Genomic DNA, 16,865 nt, shown 5'->3' on the forward strand with positions numbered 1-16,865 from the left:
TTTGGAAATTGACTTCTTGAAAATTTTTGCATCCACACAAACAACTCTTTGGTTCATTTTGGTATTAAAGATCGATCTCTCTTTTAGCATCTTCTCATATTCAAAATATTTTAAATAATAAAAGTGATATCTTAATATTTCCATCATGAATCTTCATCTAGTTGCTTAAATTCTTCAATAACAAAATTAAAATTAGCAATGATTTCACAAATCCAACTATCAAATATTTCATTATCTTGAGTAACCAATAAATCAAGCGTTATTGAATCAAAATTACGTATATTACATACTGATTTACTCATCCAAGACATCTCTAGTTTATTTTTATTGCTCTGAGATAACCATAAAGAATCATCAATAACATCTTTTAAATTTATAGTACTATCTTCACAAACCACACCATAATGCAATCCTTCTGTGACAACAATAATCATAAATTTTAACAAAGGTACTGACTCGTGCTCAAAAATACATCCGATAAAATCTCGACTCATTCGCTTTGATTTTTGTACATTTTTAAACCACATTTTGCATTTTGATAAATCATGCCGAACACTATTATATTTACTATCAAGTGAAATTGAGTATCCTTGATGTTGATTAAAATTTGTATCAATCACACTAAAAAATCTTTCTAACAACTCACCACGAAACTCTTGGCTCTGAAATATATGATTAATATCCGAAATAGCTTTAAACTGTTTTGCATCAACAGAAAGTAATAATTCCTTAATTGTGTTCTTATTGGACATAATATTTCCCGTCATCTGTAGAATTAAATTTTTATATTGCTGTATAGCAGCCAAGATATTCATCTTATTATTTAAATATTGCTCTATCTCATTTAACCACTCTAATAAATCATTTTGATAATTTAGTACCGAAAGACTGACTGGTTGTGCAAGATCACCATTTAAATAGTAACCATCATCATTCTTGATAATATGACCTAATGATTTTTGACTTGGTTGAGCATCAGACAGAGATAAGTAAATCAGTATTGGTTGTTTATTTTTTGCTATGCAATATGAATAATAACGATTTAATTGCCTACTTTGATCTGAGGCATAAATCTTATTTTCAATAATCATGATTTGATGATCATTTCTGATTAAAATATCAAATTGATCTTTTCCTTCCCGCTTTTCCCTTTCAACAACTACTTTTGTATTTATATCAAAATTCGGTGAGAAACGTTCAACAAATATTTTAAGAAAGATGTCTCCTTGACCATGACTCCCTTTAGGATTGAGTAAGTCAGCAATAATTGGAGTATGTGTATGTACTTCACTTGTTGCCATTCCCATTATTTTGATCAGGTTAAAATATTCGCCTTTCGTTTTATTTTTTACAATATTTTCTTCATTTCTCTCTACCACATGATCTATTAAATTTAATAATTGAGTTTTTATATCCACAATTTATCCAAAAAATAAGGGCTGATTACTCAGCCCTTATTTTTAACTCATTAAAACTTAATTATCAATAAATTAAGTTAACTGAGCAGCTTGGATTTTCTTAGTATCAACTTGATCAGCTTCTTTTGTATATTCGCTCATCTTGTCGAAGTTTAAGTATTTGTAGATGTCAGCAGAAGCGCTGTCGATTTGCGACGCGTACTGTTGATATTCTTCTGGACTTGGTAATTTACCAAGTACCGCAGCTACAGATGCAAGCTCAGCAGAAGCTAAGTAAACGTTTGCACCTTGACCTAAACGGTTCGGGAAGTTACGAGTAGAAGTTGATACACATGTTGTGTTCGGTGCTACGCGTGCTTGGTTACCCATACAGAGTGAACAACCTGGCATTTCAGTACGTGCGCCTGATTTACCATAGATGTTATAGAAGCCTTCTTCCATCAACTGATGCTCATCCATACGCGTTGGTGGCGCAATCCAAAGACGAGTTGATAAAGAACCACCTGGTACTTGCTCAAGCAATTTACCTGCAGCACGGAAGTGACCGATGTTTGTCATACAAGAACCGATGAATACTTCATCAATTTTGTCGCCTTGAACTTCAGAAAGAAGTTTAGCGTCATCTGGATCGTTCGGGCAGCAAAGAATTGGTTCTTTGATGTCAGCAAGATCGATTTCGTAAACTTTTAAGTATTCTGCATCAGCATCAGCTTTTAACAGGCTTGGGTTATCTAACCACTTCTGCATGTTTTCAGCACGGCGCGCTATTGTACGAGCATCGCCATAACCTTCTGCGATCATCCACTTCAACATCGTGATGTTAGAACGTAGGTATTCAGCAACTTTCTCTTCAGAAAGCGTGATTGAACAGCCAGCAGCAGAACGCTCAGCAGATGCGTCAGAAAGTTCAAATGCTTGCTCAACAGTCAAGTCATTTTCCATTTCTGATAAGTCGATTTCCAAGATACGACCAGAGAAGATGTTTTTCTTACCTTTCTTCTCTACAGTTAAGTCACCAGCTTTGATCGCATAGTAAGGAATCGCATGTACAAGGTCACGTAAAGTAATACCAGGCTGCATTTTACCTTTGAACTTAACAAGTACAGACTCAGGCATGTCAAGTGGCATAACACCAGTTGCAGCTGCGAACGCAACCAGACCAGAACCCGCTGGGAATGAAATACCGATTGGGAAACGAGTATGTGAGTCACCACCAGTACCAACTGTATCTGGAAGTAACATACGGTTTAACCAAGAGTGGATAATACCATCACCTGGACGTAAAGATACACCGCCACGGTTCATGATGAAGTCTGGTAATGTATGGTGAGTTGTTACGTCAACTGGTTTTGGATACGCAGCAGTGTGACAGAAAGACTGCATCACTAAGTCAGCTGAGAAGCCCAAGCACGCCAAGTCTTTTAACTCGTCACGCGTCATAGGACCAGTTGTATCTTGAGAACCAACAGTGGTCATCTTAGGTTCACAGTAAGTTCCAGGACGGATACCTTGACCTTCAGGAAGACCACATGCGCGACCTACCATCTTCTGAGCTTGTGTAAAACCTTTACCAGTGTCAGCAGGTTGTACTGGAGTACGGAATAAAGTAGAAGGCTCAAGACCTAACTCTTCACGCGCTTTAGCTGTTAAACCACGACCAATAATCAGGTTAATACGACCACCAGCGCGTACTTCGTCTAAAAGTACAGGCGTTTTAAGCTCAGCTTCTGCAATTTGTGCACCGTCTTTGTATGCAGTAACTTTTGCAGCAGCATGATCAATTTTCAATACAACTTCGTCGCCCATGTTCATGTTCGCAACGTCGATTTCAACAGGTAATGCACCTGCATCTTCCATTGTATTGAAGAAAATTGGAGCGATCTTAGAACCTAAGCACACACCACCATCTTTTTTATTTGGAATGTGTGGAAGTTCGTTACCGAAGAACCAAAGTACAGAGTTAGTTGCAGATTTACGGCTTGAACCCGTACCAACAACGTCACCCACGTAAGCAACTTGATTGCCTTTCGCGATCAATTCTTTGATTTGGCTTAATGGACCAACTTCACCTGGTTTTTCAGGGTAGATACCGTCACGCTCGTTTTTCAACATTGCATTTGCGTGTAATGGGATATCTGGACGGCTCCAAGCGTCTTGAGCTGGAGACAAGTCATCAGTATTCGTCTCACCTGTTACTTTGAACACAGTGATTTTGATTTCTTCTGGAACGTCAGGACGGCTTGTGAACCATTCTGCTTCAGCCCAAGATTGCAATACAGCTTTAGCAGCAACATTACCTGCTTTAGCTTTGTCTGCTACATCATGGAATGCATCAAATACAAGAAGTGTTTTTTTCAATGCTTCAGCTGCTAATTCAGCAAGCTCAGCATTATCTAAAAGATCAACAAGAGGAGCTACGTTGTAACCACCAAGCATCGTGCCTAGTAAGTAAACTGCGCGTTCTTTAGTTACAAGTGGAGAAGTCGCTTCACCTTTCGCAACCGCAGATAAGAAAGCAGCTTTAACGTATGCAGCTTGGTCAACACCCGCTGGAACACGATTTTCAAGCAAATCTACTAAATATGCTTCTTCGCCTGCTGGTGGATTTTTTAATAAAGTTACAAGTTCAGCAGTTTGAGCATCATCAAGCGGCTTCGGTGGGACTCCGAGTGCGGCACGTTCTTCAACGTGTTGGCGGTAAGCTTCTAGCACAGTGTTATTCCTCTTTTTTAAAAAATTACTTGTAAGTTCCAGCTTTTTTCAAGCTCTACAAGTAATATGGACAGCAAAATTTTACTAGACTTCGACTTAAAAGTTAATGGAACTACCGTATTTCTACGTGATGCCCATTATTTTATAGCGAAATGTTTGTCACTTTTGAATACCGCTTTGGTCTTAGATCAAAGCCTAATAAAACAACGAATTAGGTACATAAAAAAAGACAACTCTTGTTGTCTTTTCAATGGTCAAATTAAAATGATTTATAGTTCGGTAACTTATCATGTGGTGTTACCAAACATTGATCCGTAAATTTCTTCTTTAAATCTTCACGGATCGTATCAGGATCAGACTTCAACTGATCTGCTGGAAGTCTGTAAACCGTTTCAATAATTTCGAAAATAAATTTACTCGTCATCTCATCTTCAATCTTGCTCGCATGTTCTTTTGCTTGCTTTTCTTCAATTCCATTCTGACGATCTAGTGCAATAGAACGAGCTGCATTGCCAATACTTACGCAATAGCCATGCCACTGTTGTTCTGGTGTTAAAGGCTCTTTCTTACCACAACCCATCAAAATCAAACCGAGTGCAATCAATACAACCTTTTTCATCTTCATACTGCAGCTAATTAGATGTAGACATCATACTCAAACTCTAGCATTTTGCAAAAAAGATGCATTTAAAAACATTAGCTATCGCTAAAAAATTACATATCATTTTGTACACGACATGTTGTTTGCTGTTTTGAGACATTTGCCACCAGTCGAAGAGAGATATGTATTGCCTTGTACTAGATTGTAAGCCTTACCTTTAGTATCCCAACAACGAACCCCGTTACAATTCTTGATCGGATTCAAAACATCTGTTTTTGCTGCAAGTGCTACATTTTTAGTTTGTGGTGTTGTTGCAACTGCGGCTGTTTTTGTTTCTTTAACCAATTGAGCCTGAACTTGGGTTGGTACAGCATGATTGGCTGTGTTTCCAACCATCATATTTTGTTTGGATGTATCAAGTTGAGGCTCTTGTTTCTTAGTGGGTGGCGGTGTCGCTGAATATGTAGTTACACCCTTTGCATCTACCCATTTGTAGTATTCTTTCGCATTAAGTTGAAATGAACTACTCATCAAACCAATACTAACGATTGCCAAAAGCTGACTAAAAGTGACACATTTCATTCCCTTTCTCCAAAAAATGTCATTTATCTATATTTTTCAATTACTTATATATAATAATATCACATTTATATTGTAAAAGTACTATAAAAAAAGCTGCCTTATCTAAACAAGGCAGGTTTTATAAAGTTTATCTAGAAGCGCCAGTTGTAGAATAAATCGATAGCTCGTTCTAAGGACTGACTTGCTTCCAAATAAAGTCGACGATTCATTTGATATCGCAAAGTCAATTTATTGACAGGTGTAAATACACCAATACCATAACGGATAAATAAGTCTGGCGTAATATAACCCGTTAAACTCACTTGGGTATCGTCGCCAGTTCCTTGAGCATCTAATGCCAATCCACTTAAGCCAAAAGTTCGCCCAATTTGATTGGTTAAAGCCCTAGTTCCACCTAAGCCCATGCTGATCCCAGCGGCAGCGATTGTATTATTAACATCAGATTTAAAGCCTTCAGTGTTACTTAAACCGCTACCACCTTCATTAATACGTCCTGTTAATAATGCATTGAGTGCTTCTTGCTCAGACAGACCAGCATCATTGTACACTTGAACATTAGGCACGGTCGCTGTACCCGTAACACGCACACCAACCATGCTTCCTTGTACAGGTTTATTTGCATCAATATCTAAGGTTGGGTTTGCTAGAGGTCCATTAAAACGAGCAATTGCACGATTCAAGTCGAGACTCTGACCATAAGCTTCGATCTTCACTTTCTGGCTTACACCAATTGCACCATTTGCTCGCATGGCTGTTTCTAAACCACGTTGTGACAGATGTAGACGTCCGACCAATGGGATATTACTTTCAAAGCCTTGGAAAATAACTTGATTACCGAGATTTACCGTCATATCAGCACGGATATCCCATGGTTTCGCTGCTTTTAAAGTAGCGAGTAGATCTTGTCCTTGATGCACCACACGTACATCAGGTGAAACATTCACCACCGTTGCTGAACTTTCTGGCATGGAAATACGAGCACGAGGAACATCAATCGTACCTTTCAAACTTAAACGTTGAGCAAATGGATAAACATCCAAGCTTAAATCGGGTTTAACAATCGCTGTAATCATTGGTGCTTGGCGAACTAATAGATTATCGCCTTTAAGTGTTAATGCTAAATGAGGATCATTTTTCCAGTCAAAGCTCCCTTTTAAACGACCTACACCTTGTCCACTATTAAATGCACCATCTATGCTTGCTGAATCTTGTCGAATCGAAGAGTAAAGCTGAATATTATTTAAATTCACAGGTAATGAAATCATACTAATAGCGCCATTTTTCAATCGCATTTCACCTGTAAATTGTGGTTGTGTTAAAGTTCCGTCCACTTTTCCAGCAAGTGATAAGGTGCCAGCCATAGAACGTACATCTTTAATAAATGGCTTAAATACTTTGAGCTGAACTTCATCAAAAGCAATTTCACCGCGCATTGGCATATTTGTTTGGAATGGATTAATAATCACATTGGCATAACCTGTTCCAATATCAGGTGTTTTCATATCCACTCTGAATAACAATCCTTCACCAACGCTTTTTGCGATCAAACTAAGTTCATCATAAGTAACCGTTGTTGCAGGATCTTGGGGATCAGCAGCAGCAAGACCAATTTCACCTTTACGGGTTACTAATGTCGCATCTAATTTTGGTCGCGTACCATTTGCCCATGATGCACGTGCATAACCATTTAACTGTCCTGTAACAGCTAAACCTTCTGGCATAAATGCAGCAAAATCATTTAAATCAAGATTTTTAGTGAGAAAAGAAACATTTCCTTTGGTTTTACTTATACGTGCAGCCTGATCAAGACATAACTGGCTATGAGAGCTTGACCAACAATGCTGTCCTACAAACAATTCAGTAGCAGATGAGGTATATATAATCGGCGCACTTTGATTCTGTACTAGACTAATTCTACGCGAAGTGAAATTACCTTTTTGCAACTGACCTAACCAATCGTTGTTTTGATTAAAGCCACCTGCGAGTTGAACATAAAAATTAGACTGCTTATTTTTACTTTCGACTTTTAACAAATGCGCTTTGCGAGTACCAGCGAGATTCACAACTGCATTTTCAATTTCACGATTTCCATTGCGTACTTGATTTACCTTCGCAGTCAAAATCGTTGGTGTCGTCTCTGAAGTTGGTAGTTCGCCTTGCACACGTAATGACTTAATACTAACTAGGTTGTTAAATGCAAAATTATCTACAGCGATGTTTGCTGTTGCTTTCAGTTTCGGTTGAGATTGTATATTTAAATTACCATACGCTCGACCTTGCAATCCCGGATAGATTTCATACAAAGCTGGTGCGTTTAATTTAACTTTTAAGCTTTGTGCATTACCTGTTGCTTGTAATTGGTTTTGTGCATATGCAAAAAATAAATCATTTGCTTCAAACTGTTGTGGTAAGAACCCTTTTTGATTTGAATCAAGCAAAAGTGTTAAATTACCTCGTCCTCGAACAGGTTTATTGTTAATAAAACCTGCGGCATTGAGTTGACGTATATCAACTCGTTTTAGATCATCAGACCACACTCCCTGTGATTTGACATGTCCTGAAATTTCACCTTTGACACTAGAAACAAAATATTGGGGCTTGAAACGAACTAATGAAGTTTCGATATTCCAACCTAATTTATCTTTTAAATTGACTGAACCTGTTGCAAATAATTTACCAGCCACACCATCATGCTTTAACTCATTAATTTTGACGTAATCTGGTGTGCCAGCAACATCAATTTTTAATAATCCATTTGCCTGATTTAAAGCATTTAATGAACCATCATACTGAACCGCATAACTCTTAAATCCACCACCATTTTTTTGATCATGGAAAATTAAAGCTACTGTACTTTTCCCTTTAAGTGCAATTTTTTCAGATGTATTTGATTGGGCTAACTGACCATTTAAATCAATATTATCAAATTGAATAATCTGCTGATTTGGTTTAGCAAAACCTTTAGCAACAATTTGTCCATTTAATAAATTTACTGGTGCAGCTGTAGCTACAGTTTGTGGATTGAAATTATCTGCTTTAAGCGTTGCACTCCATGAAAGTTGCTGTTTTTCAGTTGGAAGTTTAATTTTTGCTAGACCCGATAAGCTTCCATTTTCTGCTTGATAACGAAAATTTTCGATATCTAACAAACTACCTTTAACATCTAAGCGAGCATCATATTTACCCGTTGGCAATACTGTTTTTTCATGTGGCTTTACAGTAGTCGAAACAAAGATATCTTGCTGACCTTCTTTAAGTGTAATGTTGGTTTGACCATTATCACTACTTAACCATCCGATATATGGCACTGCTCGATCAATTCCTTGCCAAGCAATATCAAGTAGCATCGGTTGAGGTTTATTGGATATCGCTTTTGCTTGATTGAGTTTTACATTCCAAGTCTCGTATTGATCAAAAGCCAGTTGTGCATTCAATGCCAACCCTTTTTCCATAGAACCAATTGAACTCAGATTTGCGTCCAACGTTGGTGGCAAAAAGTCCTGAGCTACCTGAGGGATGATTTTATTTTTAGGATTAAGTCGATCAAGTCGACCTTTAATGTCCCATGCAACATGATCTTTCCAACTTACAATCCCTTTTAGTGAAACGCTGCCATTCATCACCTGACCGTTAAAATCCTGAATATTTAACTGGTTTCTAAGGTCCGTTTCCATCAAAGCATTATATTTTCCTTCAGGAATTTGCTCACCTTTAAGATCGGTATCTAAACTTAAAATAAGTTTTTTGATGTTACCGTTAAAACGTGCAACACCATCTTTAGCAAATAATTTTTGTTCTTTTAATAAAGGCAAATGATAGTTTTTGAATAAAAGCTCGCCCTGCATTGGCACACCATCACGTACTGGATGTAAAACAGTCCAGCCTGTGACCAAATCTGGTGTTTGCGTTGCTACACCTGCTTTTAGCGTATCTAATGTACCTGAAGCAACTACCTTTATGACATTGATATCTAAACTTTTAAGAGATGGAATAATAAGATCAGCTTTTGCATCAATCGGATATTTACCACTAAAATCCATCTGACCTGTCGCATTCTTTACAGCCAAATATCCCATGTCCATATGTGAGTCTTCAAACTCTAATTTGGTACCTGACCATAGGGCATCTTTCAAATAAATATCATTAAACTTCACTTCAGATGTTGTTGTCTTAATGACCAAATGATCTAAATTCGCCTCATCAACTCTTAATACAAAAGGAAGCTTGATTGCATCAAATGCAAATGGTTTTCCTGATGGTGGCTTTTTATTAATAACTTTGAAATTTTGAACATCAGCATGGCTTAAATGTATTTCTTTTTTGAATACTGCACGCCAACCCAAAGATACATCAGCACGATCAAGCGAAACATCTACAGCTTTCAGTTGGACAAGAACATTTTTTAAAATGATTCCTGAAAGTAAATTACCACTTTCATATTCATAACGAATCATCTTTTGACTTTGCAAAACACGATCAAGTAGAAAACGGCTGCCTTTATCCGTAGACATCATGACAAGTAATGAACTGATAAGTACTACAAGCGCCATTAACAGGACTAAAACAATAGTTCTTATCGTATGACGCTGTTTTTTCGGTCCATTTGAAGGCGTTAATTGCTGTTCTACTTCCGACATAATCAACCTGATTTTTTAACCTTTGAATAGGTTTTGTTTAAGATTATTAAAGTTGTGGACCAATAAAAAAGTGTAAACGAATTGGATTATTGTCGTTGGATATACCAGAAGCGACATCCAGTCGAATTGGACCAATTGGTGAGCGCCAACGTATACCAACACCTATACTATATTCTGTAGGGTTGCTAAATTGTTTATCATAAGCATTACCAAAATCGGAAAATATGGCTGCTCGCCAACCATCTTTAAATTGATAATTATATTCAAATGAGCCAACAGCTAGGGCTTGACCACCAATTTTATAGCCATCTTCTTCAGGTGATAAGCTTTTATAGTCAAAACCACGTAATGATTGATCACCACCTGTAAAGAATCTTAAATTATAAGGAACTTTATTGAAATCATCGGTAAAAATATAACTAGCATCGCCACGACCTACAAACTGATGGTCTTCATTTTCACCTAATGAATAAATAAATCGCCATCCAGCAGTTAAAATAGCCATGTTAGCATCAGATAATAAGGATTCTGATCCCAATTCGACTTTATAAGTTTGCTTAAATCCTTTTGTCGGATTTAACCGAGAGTTTGCATTCGTTTTCGATGCCTCATAACCGAATAACAATGACTCTTGTTCTGAATCAATACCTGAAACTTTAAATGCATCAGGTAATTCGTCAACATTGACATCACCTTTTTTTGTTAATCGATCTAGACGATAACGAAAACCCATCGTATGTTGCCAATCACCAAGAGGATTCTTAATGATTCGCTCTCCACCTATAACTGCTGATTCAACCAATAGATTTATATCAGGACCAATATCATCACGTTCTTCACGCTCATAACCACCAACTAAGTTAATGTAATCGTTGAGTGGATGTTTATATGGAATACTATAACGACCATCGATTGATTGACGAATTTGTGAAAGTTCAATATTGGCATCAAATGCATGGCCATATTTATTTACGATTGCACGTCTGTATTGACTACGAATACGGGCACCCGTATCAGTTCCGTAACCAATACCTGTCTCTAAGCTATTCAATCGATCTGCATTTAAAGTCACGACTACAGGAATTTTTTTCTCAATACGAGTTTGTTGTTCTAATTTTTGACGTTCTTCCTCTTCATCATCATGGTCATGAGCAAGTGGCATCGCTCTAGCCAAAGCATATGGCTGAGCAGCTTGCCCCCCAGAGAACTGGGATTCATCAACTACATCTTGTGTAACCTCTTGAGAGGATGTGACTTTCTGCCTAGCTAAATCTGCTTTTTGTTGACTATTTAATAACTGAGATTCTTGAATACGTTGCTGATCGACTAAAGCTTGCAAATCAGGAGGAAGCTCTAAAGGTGGTTGAATTGGATCAGGCTTAATTGTGTCAACCAAGGTATAGTTAAAATATCGTGTATTCGTTAAGTTATTTGCTAATAGATTCACACGCCAAAAAGCATAATCATCACCCTCTTTCCAAGGTGCCAAACTGTCTAAAACTTTTTGAGTGAGTGGTAAAGGCTTACTTGGATCACTCATGCGATATTCAACTTTCTTCAGTTTATATCGCTCGCCTGTTTCATATTTTAAATTAATATCTGCAATTTTTTTTGGTTGACTAATCTTCACATCATGGAGTCGCCAGTATGCATCGAAGAAGCCATTATCTGTAGCAGTATTAACAATTTTGCTTTTTGTCTCTTCATATTTTCCATGATTAAAAATATCTTTTTCATCTTGGATCGGAACTAAGCGAATAACTTGAAACTGAGGTAAATTTTCACCTGCTCCAGTAAAGTCTATATTTTGCTTGTTGATAATTACAGGTTCATTTGGTGTAACATTGACTTTAACTTTACTTTCACTGACTTTTTCAAACTTAAACTCTGCATTGTAATATCCTACAGCTTGAGCTGCTTGATTTGATAATGCACGTAATTGAGGTAAAGCTGCTGCAAAATCATCAAATGATTCTTGCGTAAAACTCGAAAGTTTCGCTTTGATATTTGCTGCTAATTCAGGTGGCGCACCAGATACATCTGCACTAATACGAGGAACTTTGTCCGTATTTAAAATATTTTCTGGTTTGAATCGATTAATAATTTTCTTAAAAAATCCAACTTTTTCAGGTGCTGGTTCAGATTTAGCTTGGAAGTCAGCTAATGTTCTCCCAGTTTCATTTGCTTCTACAACAATCTTACTATCAGCCTGAATTTCCTGCATTAATTGATTGATGTTTACAGGTGCTTTTGTTATTTCTGTCAGTTCTGCTTGAGAAACATCATTGACTGTGGTTTGTGTGGCATTTGCTCGATAGTTTTTAGCTTCATTTTTAGCTTCTTCTGCAACACGATAGATTTCGTTTGCCATGTTCTGATCAACTGAAACTACTGGCAAATCCTCTAGATTTTCATCGAACTGTATAGGTTTTAATTCTTCAATTTGATTGATTGTTTGTTCTTGTTGTTTTAATGCAGCGAGACTATCTAATTCTGAAACAGTTACAGTCGATGGCTCTACTTTTGCCGACACATTCACATCAGCCGATGCTAGAGTTTGTAATGTTTGATCAGAAGATGATGGTGTCTCTATTGAATTAATTTTAGACATATCAGCAATTTGCTCTTGAGCACAAGCAACTGATATAAAAGAACTAATTATAAAACTACTACAAATAAGTTTAGGAAATCCCTGCATTTTAAATATTAAATGCATAGAATGAACCAGTGTTGACTGTTTAAACTTATCTTTAGATGGCATGTGAAACTCTAAACTTATTTTTAATTTATCTTTTTTTGATGGGTGAAAATTTCTTCAAATCTTTGATTTTCATCCAATCAAACATTGAAAGTATCATACATGCATTTTCTAGTATTTTTACAGTAAGTCACATTTTTTTATAAAACACAATGAAGTGAACACATGATGAAACAAGATGACCACTTAATGACATCACGTCGGTTTGTCCCGATGTTTTTCACTCAATTTTTTGGGGCACTGAATGATAATGTATATAAACAAGCACTTCTTTTGGTCATAACTTATGGGTGGATCCAACAACAAAGCGCACCGATTAGCACTTTAAATAATTTAGCTGCCTTGCTATTCATCTTACCCTATTTCTTCTTCTCTGCTACAGCAGGACAAATCGCGGATAAATACGAACGTTCACAACTAATTCGTTTTATTAAAATCCTTGAAATCGTGATCATGTTGATTGGTACAGCAGGTTTCTTACTCGGAAACTTATGGCTTTTGCTTTTTGCTTTATTTTTAATGGGCACACATTCGACCTGTTTCGGTCCCATCAAATATGCGATTTTGCCTGAAATATTAAAACCAAATGAGTTAATGTCAGGAAACGCACTGTTTCAATCTGGAACCTCTATCGCAATTTTACTTGGCATGATCTTAGGTGGTGCTGTTATTGCATCTTCAGAAGGTAATTTATTGTGGATTAGTGTCACAGTTGTTACGATTGCCTGCTTAGGCTATTTAAGCAGTCGCTTTATTCTTCCGCAAAAGATTGCATCTCCTGATTTAAAAATTGATTGGAATTTTATTAGAACCAGCTTTCAGACATTGAGTTATGTAAAAAAAATTCCTGTTGTATTCATGATTCTACTTGGAAACTCTTGGTATTGGTTTTATGGTGCGACGTACCTCACTCAAATCCCCCAACTCACTCAACAAAATCTTCATGCATCTGAAAATGTCGTAAGCTTATTACTCACTTTCTTTTCGGTCGGGATCGGTGTCGGCTCATTACTATGCCGTAAGATCGGTGGCAGTGACATCAATATCAAGATGGTTCCTTATGGCGCAATTGGTTTGACTGTATTTGCACTTTACTTAGCTGCAAGTCTTGCATTTGTACCTGAACGCACTGGTGAACTTCTTAATTTAAAAGATATGTTTACGCAAGGTTTGGTTTACTACCATGTCATGATCGCTGTAACGCTACTTGGAATTAGTGGTGGATTTTATATCGTTCCTCTATATGCCATGATGCAAGCATATTCACCACGTTCACATCGTGCTCGTGTCGTTGCTGCAAACAATATTCTAAACGCTGTTTTCATGGTCAGTTCAGCAATTTTTTCAATTTTAATCTTAAGCATTTTAAAAATTGATATTAAAATCTTATTTATCATCACAGCCGTTTTAAGTGCTTTTTTCTCAATTTGGTTATTGAAGCGCTTACAACCTCTGTTAGCAAAAGCTCCCCATACTCTAGAGGATTAATATATGCGTCATTACACAGGTCTCGATAAGATGATCAATTCATTTGACCAAGCATTACGCAGCTTAGTTCCTGGTGCTACGACATCACAACGCAACAATCCTGCAGAAGAAACCCCTTCACAGTTATGTGTTAGCGATGCTCGTCATGTTGCGGGATTAATGCGTGTTAATCATAGCGGAGAAGTCTGCGCTCAAGCGCTTTATCATGGACAAGCACTGACAGCAAAGCTTCCACATGTTAAACAAGAAATGCAACAAGCAGCACTAGAAGAACAAGACCACTTAGCATGGTGTGAAGATCGTTTAAAAGAATTAGACAGTCATACCAGTATTTTAAATCCGATTTGGTATGGTTTATCTTATGGTATGGGTGCAATTGCAGGCATTGCAGGTGATAAATATAGCTTGGGGTTTGTTGCTGAAACAGAACGGCAAGTCAGCCAGCACTTACAAGAGCATATACAGCAGCTTCCAGCTCATGATGAACGTTCACGTAAAATTTTAGAACAAATGAATGAAGATGAATTGCATCATCGCGAAACAGCATTAAATGCTGGCGGCGTAGAACTTCCTGTGCCTGTTAAAATCACGATGACGGCCATCTCAAAATTGATGACTAAAACAAGTTATTACCTTTAAAATTTGAGTAATACAGGGAGTTGCGATGATGTAACTCCCTGCACTTCATTAAAATAGTACTAATTATTGCAAAACAATTTTTCCATTATCTTTTGAGTAACGGTCATACCAGAAACTTTCAGATCCTTTTTTCTGATCCGTGAAAATCGTGTAATTAATTTTTCCCTGCCTAAAAGTTATTTGACCTTTTTTCTTAATTGCAATGACTCGATAATCATTCACCCATACTCGCTCTTTATCATCAATTTTGATACGAGCAAGTATCTTCCCATCCGTTCTTTCAGCAATCCACTGTGGTTCAATACTTCTTTTACCTTCCAGTGCATCCTGTGTATTATTTTCTACAAATCCTGCTTTTATATTCTCTTGTTTAGATTTTCTTATATCACAACCTTGCAATTCACTCAGCTGAGTACAACCTGATTGTTCTAATTGGTGTCTATATTTTTCATCAATTGCAAAAGCTTGATTGGCGATCAAGATACTCGGAAGAATTGACAAAACAAGAAGTATATTTCTCATATTATTACCGTTTAAAAGCTTATAAGAGTTATTCAAACACTGATAAACTCAACATGTATGTATCACAATTGTTAAATCAAAAAATAAAACCCATTTATTCAATGGGTTCTATTTATATATACCAAGTTTTCTCGAATGAATTACTGTAATCCGCGCTCTGCTTTGAATCGATCGAGATTTCTTACAGCATCTTGATAACGATACTAGACTCTACTGCTATTTAAACGCAAATCATATAAACGCTTTTTGTAATCATCCCGATCTTTTACGGATAAATCTTTACGCTCTAATTCTTTTAAATAATAACTAATATCTGTCTGTGAACGTTCAAACTCAGAATTAGCTTGGTAGTATTCATGCGCGACTTGATAATATGTACGTAATGAATCACGTTTTTCAATCGGACAAACACGATAATCACCACGTCCTTCCAAAGCTTCATCAAAGATTGTCTCTGGACGACAATAAAAATTTAATCCTTTCTGATAACCCTTTTCATATAAGTTCTGATTAGGAGTAATGTTTGCTTTTTGGCACGAAGAATAATATTGATCAAGTCTAGATTCACGACCTGCCGAACCGTCTTTCTCACCAATATTAAACCAATTTGCAGTTTTACATTGCTCAACACTCATTGCTGCGCAGCCAGAAAGCAAAAATGACAATGTTGTAAGCAGGAAAATGACTTTCATAAATGAGTCCTTTTATTATCGTAATCTTTAAAATTATATTTTGATGACTGGATATTGTAGCTTGTCATCATAATTTAATGCTTCATGCTGCCACAATTCAAGCAATGGAATTTTAACATCATTTGCTAATGGTAATTTTTTAGGATTGAATTGCATATGCTCTAAATCTTTCCCCCAAGCAATAACGTCTATATCCAAACTAATATAATGAGATGGACGAACACGACCTGATTGAGTTTCAAGATTCTTTAGAATATCCAAGACTTCATCCACGGTCAGCTCACTTTTTAATAAGCATGCTGAATTCCAGTAGTCTGCACCTACGGCATCTCTACAAGGAATTTGATAAATCGCTGAAAATTCCACTTTTCCTAATTGCGCAAGCTGAGCATATGCAAAAGTGAAATTCTGCTGCTGTTGAACATTACTCGCCAGTGCGAGCGCAAAAATCGTTTCTGTTGCGTTCAAGGCGAATTCCTACTGCATTGGCTTGTGCAATAATTGCGGGTTTACGAATTGTTATAATAATTGACTCAATCGAGGGAAATACTAAAAATAATTTTTCAAGAACCAACTGTGCTGCATGCTCTATTAACTTAGGTTTTGCTTGTTGAATCACTTGAGCAGCTAGTTCACATATTTGTGCATAGTTTAATGTATCGTCTAGCTCATCAGATTGTGCAGCCTGATTAAGATCATTATGAATGGTTAGATCTAACATTAAAGGTTGAATGATTTGGCGCTCCCAATTGAAACACCCTATCACCGTATCAACTTTTAATCCTTCTATAATAATGGCATCCATAATGACCCAAT

11 protein-coding genes and 1 pseudogene are annotated in these 16,865 nt (G+C 36.8%); 2 read left to right on the forward strand and 10 right to left on the reverse strand.

All coding sequences use genetic code 11. The annotated features are described in order from the left end of the window. Positions 1-143 precede the first annotated feature (143 nt). The 6 genes from F948_RS07880 to F948_RS07905 all read right to left on the reverse strand — a co-directional run bounded on the left by F948_RS07880 (position 144) and on the right by F948_RS07905 (position 12,711). Positions 144-1,418: a PDDEXK-like family protein gene (locus tag F948_RS07880; protein ID WP_004962369.1), complete on the reverse strand. Its 1,275-nt coding sequence runs from the start codon at positions 1,416-1,418 to the stop codon at positions 144-146. Between the two features lie 72 nt (positions 1,419-1,490). Continuing rightward, positions 1,491-4,130, reverse strand: coding sequence for a bifunctional aconitate hydratase 2/2-methylisocitrate dehydratase (locus F948_RS07885; protein WP_004962372.1), 2,640 nt, complete (start codon positions 4,128-4,130; stop codon positions 1,491-1,493). Positions 4,131-4,389: 259 nt separating this feature from the next. Beyond that, entirely contained in the window at positions 4,390-4,749 is a 360-nt protein-coding gene (locus F948_RS07890; protein ID WP_004962375.1) for a hypothetical protein, read from the reverse strand. A 102-nt stretch (positions 4,750-4,851) separates the two neighbouring features. Continuing rightward, positions 4,852-5,313: a DUF4124 domain-containing protein gene (locus F948_RS07895; protein ID WP_004962377.1), complete on the reverse strand. Its 462-nt coding sequence runs from the start codon at positions 5,311-5,313 to the stop codon at positions 4,852-4,854. Positions 5,314-5,444: 131 nt separating this feature from the next. Further along, on the reverse strand, positions 5,445-9,950 hold the full coding sequence (locus F948_RS07900; RefSeq protein ID WP_004962379.1) for a translocation/assembly module TamB domain-containing protein: 4,506 nt from the start codon (positions 9,948-9,950) through the stop codon (positions 5,445-5,447). Between the two features lie 46 nt (positions 9,951-9,996). Next, positions 9,997-12,711 carry an autotransporter assembly complex protein TamA gene (locus F948_RS07905; protein WP_004911742.1) on the reverse strand — a complete coding sequence of 905 codons (2,715 nt, stop codon included), beginning with the start codon at positions 12,709-12,711 and terminating at the stop codon, positions 9,997-9,999. Between the two features lie 162 nt (positions 12,712-12,873). On the opposite strand from F948_RS07905, the gene F948_RS07910 reads away from it, so the two are divergent. Beyond that, positions 12,874-14,196: an MFS transporter gene (locus F948_RS07910; RefSeq protein WP_004962381.1), complete on the forward strand. Its 1,323-nt coding sequence runs from the start codon at positions 12,874-12,876 to the stop codon at positions 14,194-14,196. 3 nt (positions 14,197-14,199) lie between these two features. Next, entirely contained in the window at positions 14,200-14,835 is a 636-nt protein-coding gene (coq7, locus tag F948_RS07915) for a 2-polyprenyl-3-methyl-6-methoxy-1,4-benzoquinone monooxygenase (RefSeq protein WP_004911746.1), read from the forward strand. A gap of 63 nt (positions 14,836-14,898) precedes the next feature. On the opposite strand, the gene F948_RS07920 is transcribed toward coq7, so the two are convergent. The 4 genes and pseudogenes from F948_RS07920 to folB all read right to left on the reverse strand — a co-directional run bounded on the left by F948_RS07920 (position 14,899) and on the right by folB (position 16,854). Next, positions 14,899-15,357 (reverse strand): hypothetical protein, encoded by a 459-nt coding sequence (locus F948_RS07920; RefSeq protein ID WP_004962384.1) that lies wholly within the window; start codon positions 15,355-15,357, stop codon positions 14,899-14,901. 206 nt (positions 15,358-15,563) lie between these two features. Next, positions 15,564-16,049: pseudogene (locus F948_RS07925) on the reverse strand (DUF2799 domain-containing protein); the annotation flags it as partial. A gap of 33 nt (positions 16,050-16,082) precedes the next feature. Beyond that, positions 16,083-16,517: a 2-amino-4-hydroxy-6-hydroxymethyldihydropteridine diphosphokinase gene (locus tag F948_RS07930; protein ID WP_004911752.1), complete on the reverse strand. Its 435-nt coding sequence runs from the start codon at positions 16,515-16,517 to the stop codon at positions 16,083-16,085. Continuing rightward, positions 16,474-16,854 (reverse strand): dihydroneopterin aldolase, encoded by a 381-nt coding sequence (gene folB, locus F948_RS07935; protein ID WP_004911755.1) that lies wholly within the window; start codon positions 16,852-16,854, stop codon positions 16,474-16,476. The genes F948_RS07930 and folB overlap by 44 nt, the downstream gene beginning before the upstream one ends. Between the last annotated feature and the right edge of the window lie 11 nt (positions 16,855-16,865).

The organism is Acinetobacter junii CIP 64.5 (assembly GCF_000368765.1).
GTDB lineage: Bacteria > Pseudomonadota > Gammaproteobacteria > Pseudomonadales > Moraxellaceae > Acinetobacter > Acinetobacter junii.